This window comes from Denitrificimonas caeni (assembly GCF_027498055.1).
In the GTDB taxonomy this organism is placed as follows: domain Bacteria; phylum Pseudomonadota; class Gammaproteobacteria; order Pseudomonadales; family Pseudomonadaceae; genus Denitrificimonas.
This window is the reverse complement of the sequence record NZ_CP114976.1, coordinates 2,204,636-2,224,902: the sequence shown is the minus strand read 5'-3', so window position 1 is coordinate 2,224,902 and position 20,267 is coordinate 2,204,636. Positions and strand designations below refer to the sequence as shown.

Sequence of the window (20,267 nt, the reverse complement as noted above, 5' to 3'; positions counted from 1 at the left end):
AGCTTGGCTCGTTGGGTCAGTAGTTATTTGAGAAGAGGTTGTTATGGATAATTTAATCACTGTTGTTTCCCTTCAAGGTCAAGCATGGGCTGTCGCACTGGATGGGTCGCGTCGAGAGTTACAAGTCGGTGATACCATTTCTGCCAATGAAATGGTTGTTACAGCAGAAGGTGCGCAAATTGATTTGCAGTTTGCCGACAATCAAGTACTGACCTTAGTGGGCGAGCAAGATGCGCCTGTGGATGTTGCACAATTGGCAAAAAAAGCTGAGCTGAGCCAGCCGTTAACGCCCATTAATAGCGCCAAGGAAGATACCTCAAGCGCAATCACCGTTGATGATACGCTGGAGTCAGAAGGACACCGTTTTGTCCAGTTAGTACGTATTCATGAAATTATCGAGTCCGACGGCTTTACCCCGCTGACCGTTGCGCGCATTCAGGAAATTATCAAGCCCTTAGGCATGGTCTTGCCTGAGCGTGACTTTGAAGGTGATCGTTGGAAAGAGCATGTGAGCTATCGCGAGCATGGTAGTAATGTCCAGTACAGTGTCAGTATTGCCATTGACGTGATTGCTGACGATGACATCATTAACGCTGCTGAAGCACAGCGCGACATCACCGTAACTGGAACCGTCGGTGGCGATGTTAAGCCCGATGATAAGGTGACAGTCACGGTTAACGGTAAAACCTACGAAACCACAGTCAACCCTGATGGTAAAACTTGGAATGTGGACATTCCCGGTAGTGAACTGGTGCAAGACAAAACTGTAGAAGCCACAGTGACTAGCAAAACCCCAACCGGCGATACAATTACGGCGGATACTGAGCGGCCGTATGAGGTACTCACTGAGTTACCAAAAGTAGACGTTGAGCTGGAAGGTGCAGGTGATGATGGCGTTTACAATGAGTCAGAAATTGTTAATGGCAAGGTGCCGGCTAAAATCACCCTTGATCCAAACACCGTTAAAGAAGGCGATATTCTTAAAGTCACTACACCCAATGGTGATGTGCTGCTAGAGCGCCCAGTTACCCAAGATGACATCAACAAGGGTGTGCCCATAGAAGTACCGGTTGCGCCAGGAGATAAAACCGTCATTGTTGAGGCCGCTATTACCAATCCAGAAGGTAATACAGGTACAGGTCGTGATGAAAAGCCAGTGGATAACATCACTCCCACACTAAAGGTGGAGCTGGAAGGCTATGGTGATGATGGTATCTATAATGAAACTGAAATCACCAATGGCAAAGTGCCTGGAACAGTTACTTTAAATCCAGAGACGGTGAAAGAAGGCGATATTCTTAAAGTCACCACACCTAATGGTGATGTATTGCTTGAGCGTCCTGTGACGCAAGACGACATCAACAATGGTGTGCCTATTGAGGTGCCGGTTGCGCCGGGCGATAAGACCGTTACGGTCGAAGCTACTATTACCGATCCAGCCGGCAACAGCAGTAAGGATAGTGATACCAAGCCAGTGGATAACTTGCCACCTGAACTGGTTGGCTCACTGAACCCGCAAAACGATGCGGATGCCGATGACATTACTCTTGATTTGAGTAAAGAATTTAATGACGTGTTTAGCGGTAAAGACCTAACCTATCAGGCGACTAACTTGCCAACAGGTCTGGAAATTGATCCGAAGACGGGCATTATCAGCGGTAAAATTGACAGCTCTGCCAGCCAAGGTGGTAATACCGGAACGAAAGGCGATTACAAGGTCACTATTACCGTAACTGATCCTGCGGGCAATAGTAGTGAGCACGATTTTATCTGGACGGTAGAAAACCCAGCACCAAAGGCAGAAAATGACGACAACCGCGTCGGTGAGGATGGCCCCGCAGCCACCGGTAACGTACTGACCGGCGAAGGCTCCAGCGATCCGGGCGCAGCCAAAGACAGCGACCCAGACGGCGATACGCTGACCGTCATTGGCGTTGCTCCAGGCACTCCTGCAACAGATCCTGATGCAGATATAAGCTCGCCTGTTAAAGGCGAATATGGCACCCTGACCCTGAACCCCGACGGCAGCTACACCTATACGCCTGACCCCAACGATCCCCGGATCACGGCCCTGAAAGATGGCGAGACCATCACCGATACCTTCACCTACACCATCTCCGATGGCGAGGGGGGAACCGACACGGCGACCCTGACCATCACCATTGATGGTGTAACTGATGGCGAACCGGCCATTACCCCGGTCGATGGCAACAATCCTGACAACCCGGCAGAACTCATCACCATCGGCCACACTACTGTTCATGAGCGTGGCCTGACCGGTGAAGACAGCAGCCACATCAATACCGGCAGCATCACCATCAGCACCCCGGATGGGCTGGATAGTATCAGTGTTGGCGGGACACCCATTGACCTCGAGACTCTACTGGGCCTGAACCCGGCTGATCCGACCACCCATATCACCATTTCTACTGAATATGGCACCCTGATCATCACTGGCTTTGATAGCAGCACCGATGTGGGTGGTGTACCGACCCTGGGAGAGCTGCGATATCAGTACACGCTCGACGAAGCCATTGATAACAGCAGCCCGGATAATCGTGAGAACCAACTCGACAAGGTCCCGTTGGTAGTTACGGACAAAGGTGGCGATGAAGCTGATGGCACGCTGATTATCAATATCATTGATGATGTTCCCGAGGCCCGGAACGATACCAACGCTGTTGATGAAGACTCCGGTGTGCCGACCACGGGTAACGTTCTTGGTGGTAGTGGCGTAGCAACAACCGATGTTGCAGACCGGTTCGGCGCAGATACAGACGCAAGGGTCACGGCCATTACCAGTAACAACGTAACGGGCAACTCTTCCAGCAACGTTGGCGGTGGCTTGGTGATCGAAGGCCAGTACGGCACCCTGACGATCCAGCCGGACGGCTCTTACAGTTATCAGTTGGATGATAACAACCCCAACGTCAACGCCCTGAAGGATGATGAAACACTGAACGAGGTGTTCACCTACACCCTCACCGATGGGGACGGCGACAGCGATAATGCCACCCTGACCATCACCATCAATGGCAATACTGATAATCCACCGACCATCGTGCCGGTGGATGGCAACGACCCGGATGATCCGAGCGATATAACCACCATTGGCCATGCCACCGTGTATGAGCGTGGTTTGACCGGTACCGACAGCAGCCATATCACTGACGGCAGTGTGACCATCACAGCAGCTGATGGGTTGGCCAGCATCAAGGTAGGCGGTATTGATGTCACTTTGGCGGAGCTGGAGAATCTGGATCCGAGCGATCCGGCTACTTATATCGAGATCGACACACCTGCCGGCAAGCTGACCCTGACCGGTTTTACTCCTACAGCCGATGTTGGTGGGGTACCTACTGCAGGCGAACTGAATTTCAGTTATGAACTGGAAACACCCCAGGATACACCGGCTGGGCCAACTGATTTGGGGCTGAACAGCACGGAGACCATACCCCTCGAAGTGACCGACCAGGGCCGAGGCACTGGGTCGGGTAACTTGATCATCAACATCATTGATGATGTGCCGGCTATTACTGACAGCGGCAGCATCCCGTCCCTGACCGTGGATGAAACCACCCTGGGTACGGCGAGCACTGTGGACTTCTCCGGTGCCTTCACGGTGACCGAAGGTGCCGATGGCGCCACTGTTGAGTACAACCTGGTGGTGGACAGCAGCATTGCCACGGGCCTGAGCGACACCCTGACTGGCGAAGCCATCGTGCTGTCGGTCAATGCCGCTGGCGAAGTAGAAGGACGCACCGAGACCGGTGGTGAACTGGCCTTTACCGTCAGCGTCAACGCCGACGGCGAAGTGACCCTGACCCAAGTGCGCGCGCTGAACCACCCGGATGCCACCGACCCGGATGATGCGCTGTCGATCGCGGAAGATGCGCTGATGCTGATAGCGACCGTGACCGATGGTGATGGCGACAGCGAGCAGGCGCAGATTGAGCTGGGCGATAACCTGGTATTCCTGGATGACGGCCCGGGCATCATCGACAGCGGCAGCATCCCGTCCCTGACCGTGGATGAAACCACCCTGGGTACGGCGAGCACTGTGGACTTCTCCGGTGCCTTCACGGTGACCGAAGGTGCCGATGGCGCCACTGTTGAGTACAACCTGGTGGTGGACAGCAGCATTGCCACGGGCCTGAGCGACACCCTGACTGGCGAAGCCATCGTGCTGTCGGTCAATGCCGCTGGCGAAGTAGAAGGACGCACCGAGACCGGTGGTGAACTGGCCTTTACCGTCAGCGTCAACGCCGACGGCGAAGTGACCCTGACCCAAGTGCGCGCGCTGAACCACCCGGATGCCACCGACCCGGATGATGCGCTGTCGATCGCGGAAGATGCGCTGATGCTGATAGCGACCGTGACCGATGGTGATGGCGACAGCGAGCAGGCGCAGATTGAGCTGGGCGATAACCTGGTATTCCTGGATGACGGCCCGGGCATCATCGACAGCGGCAGCATCCCGTCCCTGACCGTGGATGAAACCACCCTGGGTACGGCGAGCACTGTGGACTTCTCCGGTGCCTTCACGGTGACCGAAGGTGCCGATGGCGCCACTGTTGAGTACAACCTGGTGGTGGACAGCAGCATTGCCACGGGCCTGAGCGACACCCTGACTGGCGAAGCCATCGTGCTGTCGGTCAATGCCGCTGGCGAAGTAGAAGGACGCACCGAGACCGGTGGTGAACTGGCCTTTACCGTCAGCGTCAACGCCGACGGCGAAGTGACCCTGACCCAAGTGCGCGCGCTGAACCACCCGGATGCCACCGACCCGGATGATGCGCTGTCGATCGCGGAAGATGCGCTGATGCTGATAGCGACCGTGACCGATGGTGATGGCGACAGCGAGCAGGCGCAGATTGAGCTGGGCGATAACCTGGTATTCCTGGATGACGGCCCGGGCATCATCGACAGCGGCAGCATCCCGTCCCTGACCGTGGATGAAACCACCCTGGGTACGGCGAGCACTGTGGACTTCTCCGGTGCCTTCACGGTGACCGAAGGTGCCGATGGCGCCACTGTTGAGTACAACCTGGTGGTGGACAGCAGCATTGCCACGGGCCTGAGCGACACCCTGACTGGCGAAGCCATCGTGCTGTCGGTCAATGCCGCTGGCGAAGTAGAAGGACGCACCGAGACCGGTGGTGAACTGGCCTTTACCGTCAGCGTCAACGCCGACGGCGAAGTGACCCTGACCCAAGTGCGCGCGCTGAACCACCCGGATGCCACCGACCCGGATGATGCGCTGTCGATCGCGGAAGATGCGCTGATGCTGATAGCGACCGTGACCGATGGTGATGGCGACAGCGAGCAGGCGCAGATTGAGCTGGGCGATAACCTGGTATTCCTGGATGACGGCCCGGGCATCATCGACAGCGGCAGCATCCCGTCCCTGACCGTGGATGAAACCACCCTGGGTACGGCGAGCACTGTGGACTTCTCCGGTGCCTTCACGGTGACCGAAGGTGCCGATGGCGCCACTGTTGAGTACAACCTGGTGGTGGACAGCAGCATTGCCACGGGCCTGAGCGACACCCTGACTGGCGAAGCCATCGTGCTGTCGGTCAATGCCGCTGGCGAAGTAGAAGGACGCACCGAGACCGGTGGTGAACTGGCCTTTACCGTCAGCGTCAACGCCGACGGCGAAGTGACCCTGACCCAAGTGCGCGCGCTGAACCACCCGGATGCCACCGACCCGGATGATGCGCTGTCGATCGCGGAAGATGCGCTGACGCTGATAGCGACCGTGACCGATGGTGATGGCGACAGCGAGCAGGCGCAGATCAGCCTGGGCGACAACCTGGTATTCCTGGATGACGGCCCGGGCATCATCGACGACGGCAGCGTACCGACGCTGACGGTGGATGAAACCAACCTGAACACCCCGGCGACCGTGGACTTCTCCGGTGCCTTTACGGTGACCGAGGGCGCAGACGGCGCCACGGTGGTTTATACCCTTGAGGTAGACCCGGCCATTGGCACAGGCCTGAGCGACACCCTGACTGGCGAAGCCATCGTGCTGTCGGTGAATGCCGCTGGCGAAGTGGAAGGACGCACCGAGACCGGTGATGAGCTGGCCTTTACCGTCAGCGTCAACGCCGATGGTGAAGTGACCCTGACCCAGGTGCGCGCGCTGAGCCACCCGGATGCCAGCGACCCGGATGATGCGCTGTCGATCGCGGAAGATGCGCTAACGCTGATAGCGACCGTGACCGATGGTGATGGCGACAGCGAGCAGGCGCAGATCAGCCTGGGCGACAACCTGGTATTCCTGGATGACGGCCCGGGCATCATCGACGACGGCAGCGTACCGACGCTGACGGTGGATGAAACCAACCTGAACACCCCGGCGACCGTGGACTTCTCCGGTGCCTTTACGGTGACCGAGGGCGCAGACGGCGCCACGGTGGTTTATACCCTTGAGGTAGACCCGGCCATTGGCACAGGCCTGAGCGACACCCTGACTGGCGAAGCCATCGTGCTGTCGGTGAATGCCGCTGGCGAAGTGGAAGGACGCACCGAGACCGGTGATGAGCTGGCCTTTACCGTCAGCGTCAACGCCGATGGTGAAGTGACCCTGACCCAGGTGCGCGCGCTGAGCCACCCGGATGCCAGCGACCCGGATGATGCGCTGTCGATCGCGGAAGATGCGCTGACGCTGATAGCGACCGTGACCGATGGTGATGGCGACAGCGAGCAGGCGCAGATCAGCCTGGGCGACAACCTGGTATTCCTGGATGACGGCCCGAGCATCATCGACAGCGGCAGCATCCCGTCCCTGACCGTGGATGAAACCACCCTGGGTACGGCGAGCACCGTGGACTTCTCCGGTGCCTTTATGGTGACCGAGGGCGCAGACGGCGCCACGGTGGTTTATACCCTTGAGGTAGACCCGACCATTGGCACAGGCCTGAGCGACACCCTGACTGGCGAAGCCATCGTGCTGTCGGTGAATGCCGCTGGTGAGGTGGAAGGCCGCACCGAGACCGGTGATGAGCTGGCCTTTACCGTCAGCGTCAACGCCGATGGTGAAGTGACCCTGACCCAGGTGCGCGCGCTGAGCCACCCGGATGCCAGCGACCCGGATGATGCGCTGTTGATCGCGGAAGATGCGCTGACGCTGATAGCGACCGTGACCGATGGTGATGGCGACAGCGAGCAGGCTCAGATTGAGCTGGGCGATAATCTGGTGTTCCTGGATGACGGTCCATCTCCCGAGGTTGTTGGCGACGCCACGACTATCGATACGCTTGAAACTCGCGATGCATTGGCCGTAGGAGCTGGTGACAGTACCAGCACATCCTTTACCGGGGCTTTCACGCTTGTCGAGAACTACGGAGCGGACGGCGCCGGGACTGTCAGTTGGGCCTATGCCCTGGGTACTGCCGAAGGCCCTTCCGGCCTGACCAGTGGTGGTTCAACGATCAACCTGTATCTGGTCAACGGTGAGGTTGTCGGCTCCACCGCCGCTACTTTGGATGATGTTGATGCATCCAACAGCATATTCAATATCAGCGTTAATGCAGCAGGTGAGGTTACCCTGACCCAGACGGGTGCAATAGATCACAGCACTTCAGATTCCAGTGGCTATGAGAGTGACACACAATCGCTGGTTGTCGAATTGGTCACTCTGACCGGTACGGCTAGTGTCACGGACGGCGATGGGGATACGGCCTCGGATACTGACATCATCAATATTGGTGACAAGTTTGTATTCCGGGATGCTGGCCCGCAGATCACGGCCGCCCCAACCGGTGGCACGGTGGACGAGGCTCATCTGGCGCTGGGTAGTGCTGATGTGAAAGACCCTGCTGAGATCAGCGTGTCTGGTAATCTCAATGTCAATTTTGGTGCTGATGGTGCCGGTAATGTTCAGTTTACCGATGGTTCGAGCGACTCTACCGTGGCAGCCCTGGAAGGGCTGGGCCTGGCTTCAGGCAGCACTGATCTGGAGTACGTTGTCACGGGTGGTGGCCATACCCTGACAGCTTACCGTGGAACGGGTCGTGATGAAGCTGACCGGATTTTCAGTATTGAGATTACCGACCCGACAGGTAACCCCGGCTACAGCTTCATCCTGCACGATGCTCTGGATCACCCGGACGGTAGCGGTGCTTCCATCGACGATCTGCTCCTCAGCTTCCAGCATATCCGTGTGACGGATAGCGACGGTGATTATGTCAAAACCGGTTTCGATATCAGAGTCATGGACGATGCTCCCGACGACCAACAGATCAAGTCGGTCACCGTGGATGAGGATTCGACAGCCGTTGCTGACGGAAACACCTTTAATACCAACGCAGATGCGATCGGCCCGGATGGAGCGGGTAATCCCGGCAATACCACTATCGGCACTGGCAGTGACGGGCCTCAATACGGTACCGCCATAGTCAACCCGAACGGCACCATCACTTACCTGCCGGCCGCAAACTACAGTGGCAAGGATACCTTCACCTACACCACGGTGACCGATAACGAAACCAAGACCTTTACCGTTGAAGTGACTGTTACGCCTGCGGCAGATGCACCGAATCTGCCGCATGAAGACAGTGCTGATCCGAATGTGTCAGCCATCAAGATAGAGACGCCGGAAGATACGGCTGTAGCGCTGGGCCTGAATACGCCGGTGATCACCGATGATCTTGATCGGAACGGCGACTTCGATACGGGGGATGGCAGCACCGAAGGGGACCACCCTGAGCGCCTGGGCGCGATCACCCTCACGGTGAATCCGTCAGGCACGCTGCTGGCTACCCCCGAACTGGTCTATACACTTGATGTAGCAGGTACGGAACAAACGCTGACGCCCAATAGCGCCGGCGGCTATACCATCATTATCGTCGAAACATCCGGCACCACCACGCTAGATACCGACCTGCACCACAGCGGTAGCTTGCCGACGGACAACGTCAACTACCTGACCCGCGCCGAATACGAAAGCATCCAGGCGGCACCGGCAGAAGATCGCCATGAAAACTTCGAGGTGATCGTCAGCGTCAGCAGTTACGAGGTGGATGACAGTGGCGTCCCGCTACTTGACAGCGCAGTGGTTGGTACCAATGGTGCCGAAAGCACGCAAACCATCACAGTGGATGTGCTGGCGGTAACCGATCCGGTCTCTCTGGAAGTGCAGGAGGGTGAAGGCCAGACTGGTGTGACGATTGTAGTGTCAGATAATAAGACAGCTGATATCACCCTTGATGAAGATACCTCGTTTAATCTGACCGATATTCTGAAGCCGGGTGTATTCCAGGATATGGACGGTAGTGAAACCCGCTACCTGGGCTTTGATGGCCTGCCTGATGGCACAATTGTCACTGTTGGCGGGACTTCCTACATCATAGGCCAGCCGGGTGTTCCGACCTTCAGTTACGATGGGGAGCAAGTACCGGCGATTGAAATGCCGGGCACGCTAGCTAACCTGCCCAACGTGAGCATCCAGCCACCGAAAGACTTCAGTGGTGACCTGTCTGGTATCAAGGTCATTCTGGCTGCGCAGGATAGCGATGGCGACAGTTCTCATAACCCAGGTCTGGTAGCGGATGAGATAACCCTCAACTTGCATGTCAACCCGATGGCGGGTGACGTCAATGAAAGCAGCAATCATATCATTGCGGAAGATAACCCGGTCGCCTTCCTGTCCGGCATCAGCGTGACCGATGGCAGCCGTGATACCACGGGGGGCGAGGTTATCACCCGGGTCAAGTTCAGTCTGCCGAGCGATGCGAACGGTGATTGGATGCTGACTCAGCAGCCAAGTGTTGAAAATAGTAGCTGGAGCATCAGCGGAGCCGGTACTACTTCCGATCCTTACATCATTACCTTCAATGACGATTCAGCGGATGGGGATGTCCTGAAACAAGCGCAGCGCGAGGAGGTGCTTGCACAGTTCGAAGTCACGCCGCCTGCCCACAGTAGCCTTGATGCGACTGGCTGGGAAATCAAGGTCACCACGGTCGACAGTCAGACGGTTGGCGGGTCGCCCGTAACCAGTGATCCGGTAGAGACACCGCACACGGTCACCATCACCGTCACTCCGGTGGGTGAACGAACCGATAGCGATACCGATGGGGCGAACGACGAGGACGTCACCATCAATCCCGACCACGTGTACAGCACCACCGGCATGGAAGATCAGCCATTCAGCCTGGGTACAGACACCGGATTCCTGCTCAGCGCGGGTTGGTCCAACGAAGATGGCACCTGGGTACGCGATGGAGCGGGGGATTGGTCGCAAGACACCAGTGCTGCCCGCAACGAAGATACTTTTGCCCTGCTGACGCCCTATGCAACAGATAATGATGCCCAAGCTGGAGCTGCTGTCGGTGACGCATTGGTCGGCAGCACCTTCAGCTACTCTGATGGCACGACCACGCATACTCTGACGTTTACCGGCGAACCGGTGGCGATTCCCATGCAGTATCTGGATTCCGTGGTTTTCCAGGGGCCGACGGACTGGTTCGGCGTGGTCAAGATCGAAGTCAATGCGCGCACGGTTGACCGTGATGAGGATGACGATGGCACAACCGACATCCAGGACTCTGGTCAGGCCTGGTTGACCAATCTGATCATTCACCCGAGCGCGGACCGGGTGACGCTGAAGGTGGATGCCAACCCCAGCACCACTGAAGACACCGCTGTAACACTGAATCTGCGGCCGTCCACCAGCTCCAATCGTACGGATGTGAATACCAGCTTCGATGTGTCCATTGCCGGTATTCCCGAGGGTGCGCAGATTGTCTATGACGGCGTGTCCTATACAACGGACTCGTCGCTGCCTGCTCATGACCCTGCTGACCACAGCCAGCCGACCGGTATGTACCAGACGGCCGGTGGCGGCTATGTGCTGGTTATCAGGGACTTTGATGAGAATGATCAGCCGGTACTGACGCCGCCGAAGAGCAGTAACGAGACTATCCAGTTGAGCGTTACTGCCGATTCGGTGGATACCCTGATCTACACCGATGCCAGTGGCGTTGAGCAGACGCTGGTCAGCCGGGGCTCGGAGGCGACGCCGGCGCTGACTCATACCCTGCCGGTCGAGGTGGAGGTGCTGGGTGTGCCGAATACGCCGATCATGACGGTTGTTGCAGGGGAATACATCGAGGATGGCGGCGACCAGAGTGGCGGCCAGCTAGAGGTTGGCCTGAAAGACCTGATTACATCTCTGGATTCGGGGGAGCCTGGTGTCAACGGTGCTGGGCCGGATGGTTCGGAAACCATCACTTTGCGCATCAGCAATCTGGCGGAAGGTTTCGAGTTGATCGGCGCCGGTGCGGTGATCAGCGGTGAGGGCGATACCCGCGTTTGGGTCGTAACCAAGGCTGACCTTGATAGCGGCAACATCAAGATCCTGACGCCCCAGCACTGGAGTGGCACATTGGAGTTCACCGCCCAGCCGGTGGTCACCGAAAATGACAACAAGGCTGAAAAATTCTTTGACGAGCGTAATGTCGAGTTCACAGTCAAGCCGGTAGCGGAGGCGACCCTGAGCATCAGCTCCAACCTGGTGGAAGACACCGTCGGTGAGCTGCAACTGGCGCCAGTTGGCGCTGATCCTGATGAGTACATCAGCACCGTGCGGATTGCCGAGGGCGACCTGCCTGCGGGCGTCACCTTGTATGCCGATGCCGCAGGTAGTACCCCGTTGGTGGCCAGTGGTGGTTATTACACCATCAGCAATGCGGGCACCAGCGGCGCGCCCAGCGTCTATGTCAAAGGTCCGGCGAACTTCAGTGGCAGTGTCAAACTGGACATCGAGTACAAGGTGACTGATCCGTCTACCGACGGTAGTTTGCCTGCGGATACCAGTTCTGATTGGCAGAACGTGGAGCACACTCTGAACTTTGTGCCCTATACCGATAAGATCGATATGGAGCTGGCGGGGGCGACGGGTATTGATGTTGTTACCAGCGTTGACGGTGTCATCACCAAGAACGGTGCCGGTACGGTTGGTATCACGCTGGATATCAGTCAGTTGGCAGACAGTAATGCCGGCAACGAAGCGGATGTCGATGGCAGTGAGCGGCTGACCCATATCTTGATTTCCGGGCTGCCGGGCGGTGTCAGTGTGCAAGGCGCAACCCAGGTTGGTGGCGGCTGGCTGTTGCCGGCAGGTGAGTACTGGGATGGCAGCGCGAACCTGGCGCAAACACTGACTCTGGTGATCGGGCCGTATGCCACTGATTTTGAGTCCGAGATTACCATCACCGCGTACAGCCGGGATCAGGGCGCTGTCGGCCAGGCACCCGCTAACAATCAGGAGCTGGCTGAAATCACCTGGACACTGCGCTATGAGGATGGTGATGGTGATGCTATTGACCTGCCCGAGGTCAGTCTGGCTCCAACCGAGATTGAGCAGAGTGAAGATAGCTCCTTTACCCTGGGCGATGTGGTAGCAGGGACTGTTGCCGGTGGCCCGAATACCGGCGATCCCTATGAACTGACCGTCACCGTCCGTACCAGCCCGGGTGATGGTGTCGAGATCGAGGGCCTGACACCGACGCTGGTGATGGAGAACGATGAGCCGGTGCTGCTGTGGACGGTAACCACCACGGTGAGTACTGGTGTTGACCCGAATGCTGCGCTGCAGGACCTGCTGGACAATATAACGGTCAAGGCGCCGGACGATGCCAACCGCAACAACCTCGACGGCCCGCTGGTGCTGGATATCACAGCCTCGGTCCAGACCCAGGGTGTCAGCCGCGAAGATCGGGCAGATATCGAAGTCGATATTGCTCCAGTGACCGATGCATTGAACATCGGCGTCAGCACCGGCGGCGTGGGTGAGGGCGAGGATATTCCGCTGGTCATCACCTTGCCGGGCAACACCGTTGATGGTGATCTGGGTGGCAGCGGCGCTGCTAGCTGGGTTATCGACAATGATCTGGTCTATATCCACATTGCAGAGGGTGATCTGGCAGGGCAGTTGACGGATGCGGCGGGTACGCCGTTGACGGAATTTGTCGGTACTGCTCCGGCGGGCACGCCAACCGGTGGCAAACTCTATGCCGTATCGCCTGAGGAACTGGCGGGCCTGAAGTTTGTCCCGGATGCCGGCCAGCCACACCAGACAGGCAGCCTGGCTGTGACGGTGGTGGTTGAACATACGGAAAATGATGGCAGCAGCAAGGTGTCCACGGGTACCGGGGCGCTGGTTATTGATCAGACCAACAGCGGCTATGAGGCGGAGATCACCGCCAGTGGTAATGAGCACAGCGCAAGTGCAGACCCGAGCAAGGCGATCGAATTGCAGTTCGCCAATGCGGGTCTGCTGGATCCCGCTGAAACCATCGACTCTGCTTTCATCAGCGGCCTGCCGGATGGCTTCACGGTGTATTATCAGAATGGCAGCGGCGATAGCGTATTGGCTAATAACGCCGGTGACGGCACCTGGGTGCTGCCGGTCAGCGGCGGCGAGTTACCGGACGGCATTGCCATCCTGCCGCCGAAGCACTGGAGCGGGACGCTGGAGGACCTCAAGCTGACCGTGCGCAGCGGTCATGCAGACCTGGCGCCCAGCCCGAGCGAGGTTCTGTTCGACCTGACGGTGACGCCGCAGGCGGATGGCCTTACGCTGAACCCTACGTTGAGCTTTGGCGTGGCTGGAGACAGGATTGCGCTGAACCTCAACGTTCACATGAAGGATCCGCGGCCTGCTGCAGGTGCAGGCGATGATGCACACACCGAACGTACTACGCTGGAACTGAGTGGCTTCCCTGATGCGCAGAAGGTACTGTTCTATACCGGCGCGGCTGATCTGATTGCGGATGGGCGTGCGACTTATGAGAGCGGTACCTGGACCATCACCGGGCTGACCCAGCATGAGCTGGATAATCTCCAGTTTATGCATGGCAGCACCACGGGCAGCCCGCAGATCAGTATCAATGCCTGGACCTATGAGGTGGGTGCTGATGGCAATCAGGTGGGTGATCAGTCTGACCCGGCAACCGGGACAATGGACATTAACGTCGATGCTACCCTGCCAACAGCCGGAGCCGACCTCTTCCTGTGGGAAGGCAGCCCGATCAATGGCCTGGGTGGTGAGGATACCGTGCAGCTACGCTTCGGCGACAACCTTGGCAGCGATAATTTCAGTCAACTGAGCAACATTGAAGTCATTGACATGAGCGGTGTGGCGTCAGGGGTGAATACGATCACCGCTATCAGTGTGGAAGATGTACTCAACATGACCGATGACAAGAACTTGCTGAAACTCCTTGGTGATGCAGAGGATTCGGTAACGCTCGGAGCAGGTTGGGGAACAGGAGAGGTTAATGGTGATCTCACCATCTATACCGCTACGCACGGTGGCACTGAGGTGAAGGTGGAGGTGCAGACTACCCTGATCGAATAAGCAAATCCTTCCCGCGCCTGGCGTGGGGAACACCACTTAAACCCCATTGGCGGCCACTCCCGTCAATGGGGTTTTTTATATGCGCCGTTCCCGTCTGGGAGTGCAGCGCCCTGCGCCACGCCTACAGCCCCCGGGCTGCGGAGGGCTTGTCGGCGAGCGGCGCTCGCCGACCCCAACGGCTCAACCAGCAGGCTGTCCTGTCCACAGACTGGTCAATGTACCCAGCAGCGGCTGGCCCACGCCCTGGTTGCCAATGAACTGCAGCAGCACCGGGGCGAATTGGCTGACCATGCCGCTGTCCATGCCCAGGTTGGAGAATTGCGCGGCAACGTCGGTCATGCTCTGGATACCGGCGGCCTGCGCGGGTTGTTTGGCCAGCGGGTTGGATTTGCCCAGCAGACCACCGATGGCTCCGGCGGTGCTATCCGAGCCGTTGCCGCTCAAATTTGCCAGTGCCGGTACGCTGCTCAGCAACTGGCTGTAATCCGTGCTGGGCAGCTGGTTCTTGGCCAGATTCAGCAATGCGCTGGTGCCGCCTACGGCCTGTTCAGAGCTGACGTTGAGATCCGTCAAACGGTTCATCAGCTCGGCGGTCTGGCCTGCGGCGGAGTCGGGGGCAACAACGGCTGAGGTCAGCTTGGCGGCGTCGCCGAGGCTGAAGGCATGGGCGCTGCCGGTAACGGCGCTCAGGCCGAGGGCAAGGGCCAGAGTAATACTGAGGTTCGTCTTGATCATGTTCATATTCTCGTTGCGGGTCGGCACAGGCCGGGGCAGGATGTTGCTCCGTGGTCGGGACGAGTGTAACCGATCTGTATTGATGCGGGATTTCGTTACAGGGGTTCTGAGAGTCGGGTTCAGATAGGGAGAGCAATGTCATGTCACACACTCATGGGCCACAGAGTCGTTTCTACCACTCCCGCGGCCTGCGCCTGCATTATCTGGACTGGGGCAATGTTGATGCGCCCTTGCTGATTCTGCTGCACGGCGGGTTGGAGCATGCCCGGGTCTGGGATCAGCTGGCCCGGCAGCTGTGTGCTGACTGGCAGGACCCACGCCGGGGCGCAATCACTGACTGAGGTGATCCAGCGTACCCGCGCTTATCAGGACGCGGGCGCCGATGCCATCTGCCTGGTCGGCGTAAAGGACTTTGCCCATCTTGAGTCGATTGCCGAGGGCCTGCAGGTGCCGCTGATGCTGGTCACCTACGGCAACCCGCAGCTGCAGGATGATGCACGGCTGGCCAAGCTGGGTGTGCGCATTGTGGTCAATGGCCACGCTGCCTACTTTGCCGCGATCAAGGCCACCTATGACAGCCTGCGTGAACAGCGCGGCACACTGATGAGCTTGCTCTGCGGGCCACTCCACAACAACTGCACCACCGGCACGGGGTATCTCGATGCGGATGGTGTTGCCTGTATTCGTGGTTGCTCTGTTGGCCGGCTGCGCAACGATAGCGGGTAGGCTGATTGGCATGAACCCCGGTGTTGCCCTGACTTCCCGTGCTTGGCTGACCCAGCGCCTGACCAGGTTGGCATTGAGATCATTATCCAGAGCAATACGGGCCACAGAGACGCCCGGCTGTCGGCACTGAGCAACGATGTTGGTTTTGAATTCAGGAGAAAAACGGCGGCGTGTGCGCTTAGGAGTGATTAGGCTTAAGGAGTCCATCGATAGTGTCCACTAGAAAATAAGTGGACACTATCCTGACGGTGTCGGCGCTACGCTCAAGATGGGATAACCGGACGGTTACGGTAGGCTAATTCCACAACGCTTTCAAACTTGCGTGCTGTGTTCTCGGAGCCTGCCTCCGGATTGCTCTGAGTCCGTAGTGATACGGTGTACCGAGCTGGATGCACCAGGTCACATAGGTTGTGCTAAACTCTGGATGATACGCACGCTTCATTCGAAACGTGCGAAATATGCGAAACGCGTGATTTTATAAGGCTGGGGTTTTAATGGGAGACTACGGCTATGCATTTGTTGACAGCAAACGAAGCAAAGGCCCGGTTTGGTGAAATACTGCTGAAAGCCCAGCGAGAGCCGGTACACATCAGCAAGCACGGCAAGCCGGTGGCGGTGTTGGTTGCTGCCGAGGATTTTGTCAGCAATGAAGAGTTGAAGCTGGAGCTGCTACAGCTGAGGGCAGAGCGCGCCAGAGACCAGATTAACGCTGGTGAGACGGTTGATGGTGGGGAGTTCTTTGACCAGTTATTGCAGGAAAGCGATGACTGATGGCTCTCGGATTTCGATTAACCCGTGATGCACAGCAGGACCTGAAGGCTACCCACCGTGTAACGGCGGATACTTGGGGGCAGGAACAGTCCAGGAAGTATCTGGAAGGCATGCGGGACACTATCAAGCTGTTGGTCGAGTTTCCCAGTCAGGGGCTGGACAGGCCGGATGTGGGTGATGGGGTGGTCAGTTTTCCGTATGGCAGTCACATGCTGTATTACCGGGTAGAAAACGACATTGCGGTGGTATTTGCGGTGCTGCACCAGCGGATGGTGCCAGAAGGGCATCTGCAGGGGCGTTAGACGCTTTCTGGCTGGGGTATCGGCTCAGGATCACAGCGCCGGAGCCGATACGTAGCGATAATAAGCCTATGTGCTCTCTGGTGGGGACAACACCCGAGAACCACGACGGAGTTTATCAAGGTAGTCGGCCCAGGCTTGCATCATCTCTGTCCGGTCATCGATGAAACTGGTTCTATTATAGGCACGCCCGTTGGCGTCCTTCACGGAGTGTGCAAGCTGGTGCTCAATCAGCTCAACCCGATAACGTAATACCTCGTCCAGCAGTGTGCGGGCTGTCGCCCTGAAACCGTGGGGTGTAACTGTTTCATTGCTGTAGCCGAGTGATAAGGCCTGAGTTTCTCAGACACTTTTTTGATTCATAAAATACTGCTTTTCATAGTTCATTGGTGACACCCGCTGATTGTGCGTGTGCCTGCGTTTTGGATTGTAAAACATCTCGATGTAATGAAATATAGCCCGCTTTGCTTCTTCCCGTGTTTTGTACTTATGGCGGCGTATTTTTTCTTTTTTAAGGTTGCCAAAGAAGCTTTCAGCAACTGTATTATCCCAACAATTGCCTCTGCGGCTCATGCTGGCTTCCATATTAAGTGAGCTGAGCAACGTCCTAAAATCACGGCTGCTGTATTGAGAGCCTTGATCCGAATGCAGTCGCACAGTGCCTTCTGGTTTACGACGCCAGTAAGCAGTCATTAAAGCATCTTGAACCAGAGTGTCAGTCATCCGATCAGACATCGACCAGCCAACAATGCTGCGTGCGAACAAGTCCATGACTACCGCTAAGAACAAGAAGCCTTCTTGGGTGTGAATGTAGGTGATATCGCTGACCCACCACTGGTTTGGTGCAGACACATTAAAAGCACGGTCGAGCGTGTTGGGCGCTGTGATATCAGGCTTACCACTATAATAACCTTTAGGTCTTTTATAGCCGCGTTGCGCACAAATCTGCGCCAATCGCATTAATCTCAGTGTTCGATCGCGCCCACATTTGATACCAGCCTCAGCAAGATCAAGATGGATGTTGCGATAGCCATAGTGTCCACCGCTTGCCAGCCAATAGTGTTTAACCAGAGGCAATAAGCGCTGATCATCCTTGTAACGCTTACTCTCTGGCGCTTTAACCCAAGCGTAATAGCTGCTGTGATGAACACGCATCACTTTGCAAAGCAAGCGCACAGGATAACGGTGGCGACGAGATTTTATGAACGCGTACCGTTCTTTGACTCGCTGGCAAAGAACACGGCGGCTTCCTTTAAGATGTTGCGCTCTTGCTCAACACGCTTCAGTTCGCGCTTTAAACGGGCGATTTCAGTCTGTAAATCATTATCTTCCAGTCGTTTTTTAACCGGTTTGGAAAAGATCTTAATCCAGTTGTACAGCGTCTTATCACTGATGCCTAAGCGCGTAGCAACGTCTACAACAGCATAACCATGGACGGTCACTTGGTTGACAGCTTCTTGCTTAAACTCATCTGAATAACGGTAGCCTTTGCTCATGTTTAACCCCTTATGGTTGTTCATCTTTTACCATAAAAAGTGTCGGGGTTAGTCAGGCCTTATCAAGCGTTGGATGCATTTGAGCGTCCAGCGTTGTATCAGCAATTCAATTTATATAGGAGTAAAATTACACTAACTAATTTTTAACCAGTAAAAGTCCTTTTTAAAGAAAAACTTCAATAAGGGCTTGCACTTACCGAAAAGATCACCTATATTAGCGCCCTCGATTGGGAGACACACTAAGCAAAACCCAGTCACGCTTCTACCGCCCGGATGGCGGAATAGGTAGACGCAAGGGACTTAAAATCCCTCGGTGGTAACACCGTGCCGGTTCGATTCCGGCTCCGGGCACCATACATAATAAGCACGCCGCCAGTGTTTATGGCTAGAGCCCGCTATATGCGGGCTTTTTCTTGCCTTGAAGAAAGTTCTCTAAAGCCTTTTGGCGTGAATTTGGCGTAATGATATTTCTGGCAGCATATTGATTGCTAGAAATTTGAATGGATTTTAGTAAGGTTGCTAGCTGTTTTCTTTTGATCGGTTGGTAATTGAAAGATAGGGAGTTTGTTGCCGTGACTAAGACCGCTTGGAATGTTGACAAAGTGAGTTTAAAAGCCAAGAGAGCGAGCATAAGCTTCGTAAAAACAATCTTTAAGTATTTGGCGATTTTAGTGATGGGATTTACAGGGGGTGTTTTTGCACCACTATTTCTGTCGCGGTATGTTGGAGCGCAGGTAACTGAAGTAGCAGATGCTTTTTCTATCGCAAACACATACATTATCTTCACAACGCTTTTTTTTGTAGGTGTTACTGTAATTATGGCGGCTTTAGGCTACGTGATTACACAGCAGCTCGCTCTTTCTAAAGGGGAGCATGAGAGGCAGGCGCTGAATGATATTGGCGTTAAGCTGTCAAAGGATGAGCAGGTAGGCATTGAACTTATTAATCAGCTTTTGACTAATCCTGATGTTCTGCGGCATATAGAAGCGCAAATGGGTGATAAGGTCGAACAGGTCGTTCGTGAGCGTAGCGCGGCAGCTGAACGAAAAAGCGAACGCCTAGCCCAGCAAGCTGGAGAGGCGCAGCAAGAGGCAGAGCAATTGAATGGATTCTTTAACAGTTAATATGCTCTTGCTCAAAAATGGAGGTTTATATGAGTAAAAAATTTAATTCGCCAGAAGAAAGTGCGCACGAGTTGCTTGAGCGCGTTTATACCGATGAAATAACACTTCCTGTTGATTTAGATTTGATAACTAAATACTTGAGTATTCAGGTGTTAGATGATCTCTCACTGCAAGAGAAGGGTGTAATAGGTCAAATATGCTTTAAAGATGGGCGAGGTGTTGTTCGTATTAACCCAGCTGAAAACACCTACGAGCCCAGAAGACGTTTTACTTTGGCTCATGAGATAGGGCATTTTTGCCTGCATAAAGAGGCAAAAGACGGTTTTGTGGACTCAAGAAAGACAATGAGTCGTAGCGAATCATACTGGGATCGTTATGAGTCTGAGGCTAATAGTTTCGCTGCTGCGCTATTGATGCCAGAAAAAACTATTGTTCCTGAAGGGCTGAAAATTATCGCTACGCTAAAAAAAGACTCAGATGGCATGGCCAGCAAAGAAGAGTTTATTGATAGAATGGCTCGTGCTTTTGAGGTTTCTAGAGTCTCAATGGAGTACCGTCTTAAAAAACTCCGCGCGCTCACCTAGAGCGCTAACTCCAAAAAAGATAAGCAGTGGGCCGCTCAATTTAGAGCGGCTTTTTTTATAATGTTAGTTGCAAAATAGGAGGCTTGAATTGACTGCTGTAGAAAATCAATTAAGCCGCTTTTTTGACTGTTCGAGCTCTGCCAGTTGGTAGCTTGCTGCGG

8 protein-coding genes, 1 tRNA gene and 2 pseudogenes are annotated in these 20,267 nt (G+C 55.7%); 8 read left to right on the top strand and 3 right to left on the bottom strand.

All coding sequences use genetic code 11. The annotated features are described in order from the left end of the window. Positions 1-43 precede the first annotated feature (43 nt). Positions 44-14,371, top strand: a complete 14,328-nt coding sequence (locus O6P33_RS10390) for a DUF5801 repeats-in-toxin domain-containing protein (protein WP_269817710.1) — start codon at positions 44-46, stop codon at positions 14,369-14,371. Between the two features lie 180 nt (positions 14,372-14,551). On the opposite strand, the gene O6P33_RS10385 is transcribed toward O6P33_RS10390, so the two are convergent. Then, positions 14,552-15,106 carry a DUF2780 domain-containing protein gene (locus tag O6P33_RS10385; protein WP_269817709.1) on the bottom strand — a complete coding sequence of 185 codons (555 nt, stop codon included), beginning with the start codon at positions 15,104-15,106 and terminating at the stop codon, positions 14,552-14,554. Between the two features lie 140 nt (positions 15,107-15,246). Between O6P33_RS10385 and O6P33_RS10380 the strand changes: the two genes are divergently transcribed. Then, positions 15,247-15,447 (top strand): alpha/beta fold hydrolase, encoded by a 201-nt coding sequence (locus O6P33_RS10380; protein ID WP_269817708.1) that lies wholly within the window; start codon positions 15,247-15,249, stop codon positions 15,445-15,447. Continuing rightward, positions 15,407-15,703 (top strand): annotated as a pseudogene (locus O6P33_RS10375) (isocitrate lyase/phosphoenolpyruvate mutase family protein); the annotation flags it as partial. The gene O6P33_RS10380 and the pseudogene O6P33_RS10375, both read left to right, overlap by 41 nt. A gap of 48 nt (positions 15,704-15,751) precedes the next feature. On the opposite strand, the pseudogene tnpA reads toward O6P33_RS10375, so the two are convergent. Next, positions 15,752-16,039 (bottom strand): annotated as a pseudogene (gene tnpA, locus O6P33_RS13230) (IS66-like element accessory protein TnpA); the annotation flags it as partial. Between the two features lie 303 nt (positions 16,040-16,342). Here tnpA and O6P33_RS10370 point away from each other — a divergent pair. Together O6P33_RS10370 and O6P33_RS10365 are read left to right on the top strand one after the other, a co-directional pair. Continuing rightward, positions 16,343-16,603, top strand: a complete 261-nt coding sequence (locus tag O6P33_RS10370; RefSeq protein WP_269817707.1) for a type II toxin-antitoxin system Phd/YefM family antitoxin — start codon at positions 16,343-16,345, stop codon at positions 16,601-16,603. Next, complete coding sequence (locus O6P33_RS10365) at positions 16,603-16,905, top strand: type II toxin-antitoxin system RelE/ParE family toxin (RefSeq protein WP_269817706.1); 303 nt, start codon at positions 16,603-16,605, stop codon at positions 16,903-16,905. Before O6P33_RS10370 ends, O6P33_RS10365 begins: the two co-directional genes overlap by 1 nt. A gap of 339 nt (positions 16,906-17,244) precedes the next feature. Here O6P33_RS10365 and O6P33_RS10360 read toward each other — a convergent pair. Then, positions 17,245-18,398 (bottom strand): IS3 family transposase gene (locus O6P33_RS10360; RefSeq protein WP_269817705.1). Its coding sequence is split into 2 segments (ribosomal slippage): positions 17,245-18,149 and positions 18,149-18,398, totalling 1,155 coding nucleotides; the frame shifts between segments, so codons are not numbered across the junction. Positions 18,399-18,665: 267 nt separating this feature from the next. Between O6P33_RS10360 and O6P33_RS10355 the strand changes: the two genes are divergently transcribed. The 3 genes from O6P33_RS10355 (at position 18,666) to O6P33_RS10345 (ending at position 20,106) form a co-directional block, all read left to right on the top strand. Then, positions 18,666-18,752 (top strand) — tRNA-Leu (locus tag O6P33_RS10355). Between the two features lie 218 nt (positions 18,753-18,970). After that, on the top strand, positions 18,971-19,522 hold the full coding sequence (locus O6P33_RS10350; RefSeq protein ID WP_269817704.1) for a hypothetical protein: 552 nt from the start codon (positions 18,971-18,973) through the stop codon (positions 19,520-19,522). A gap of 29 nt (positions 19,523-19,551) precedes the next feature. After that, complete coding sequence (locus O6P33_RS10345) at positions 19,552-20,106, top strand: ImmA/IrrE family metallo-endopeptidase (protein WP_269817703.1); 555 nt, start codon at positions 19,552-19,554, stop codon at positions 20,104-20,106. Positions 20,107-20,267: the final 161 nt, after the last annotated feature.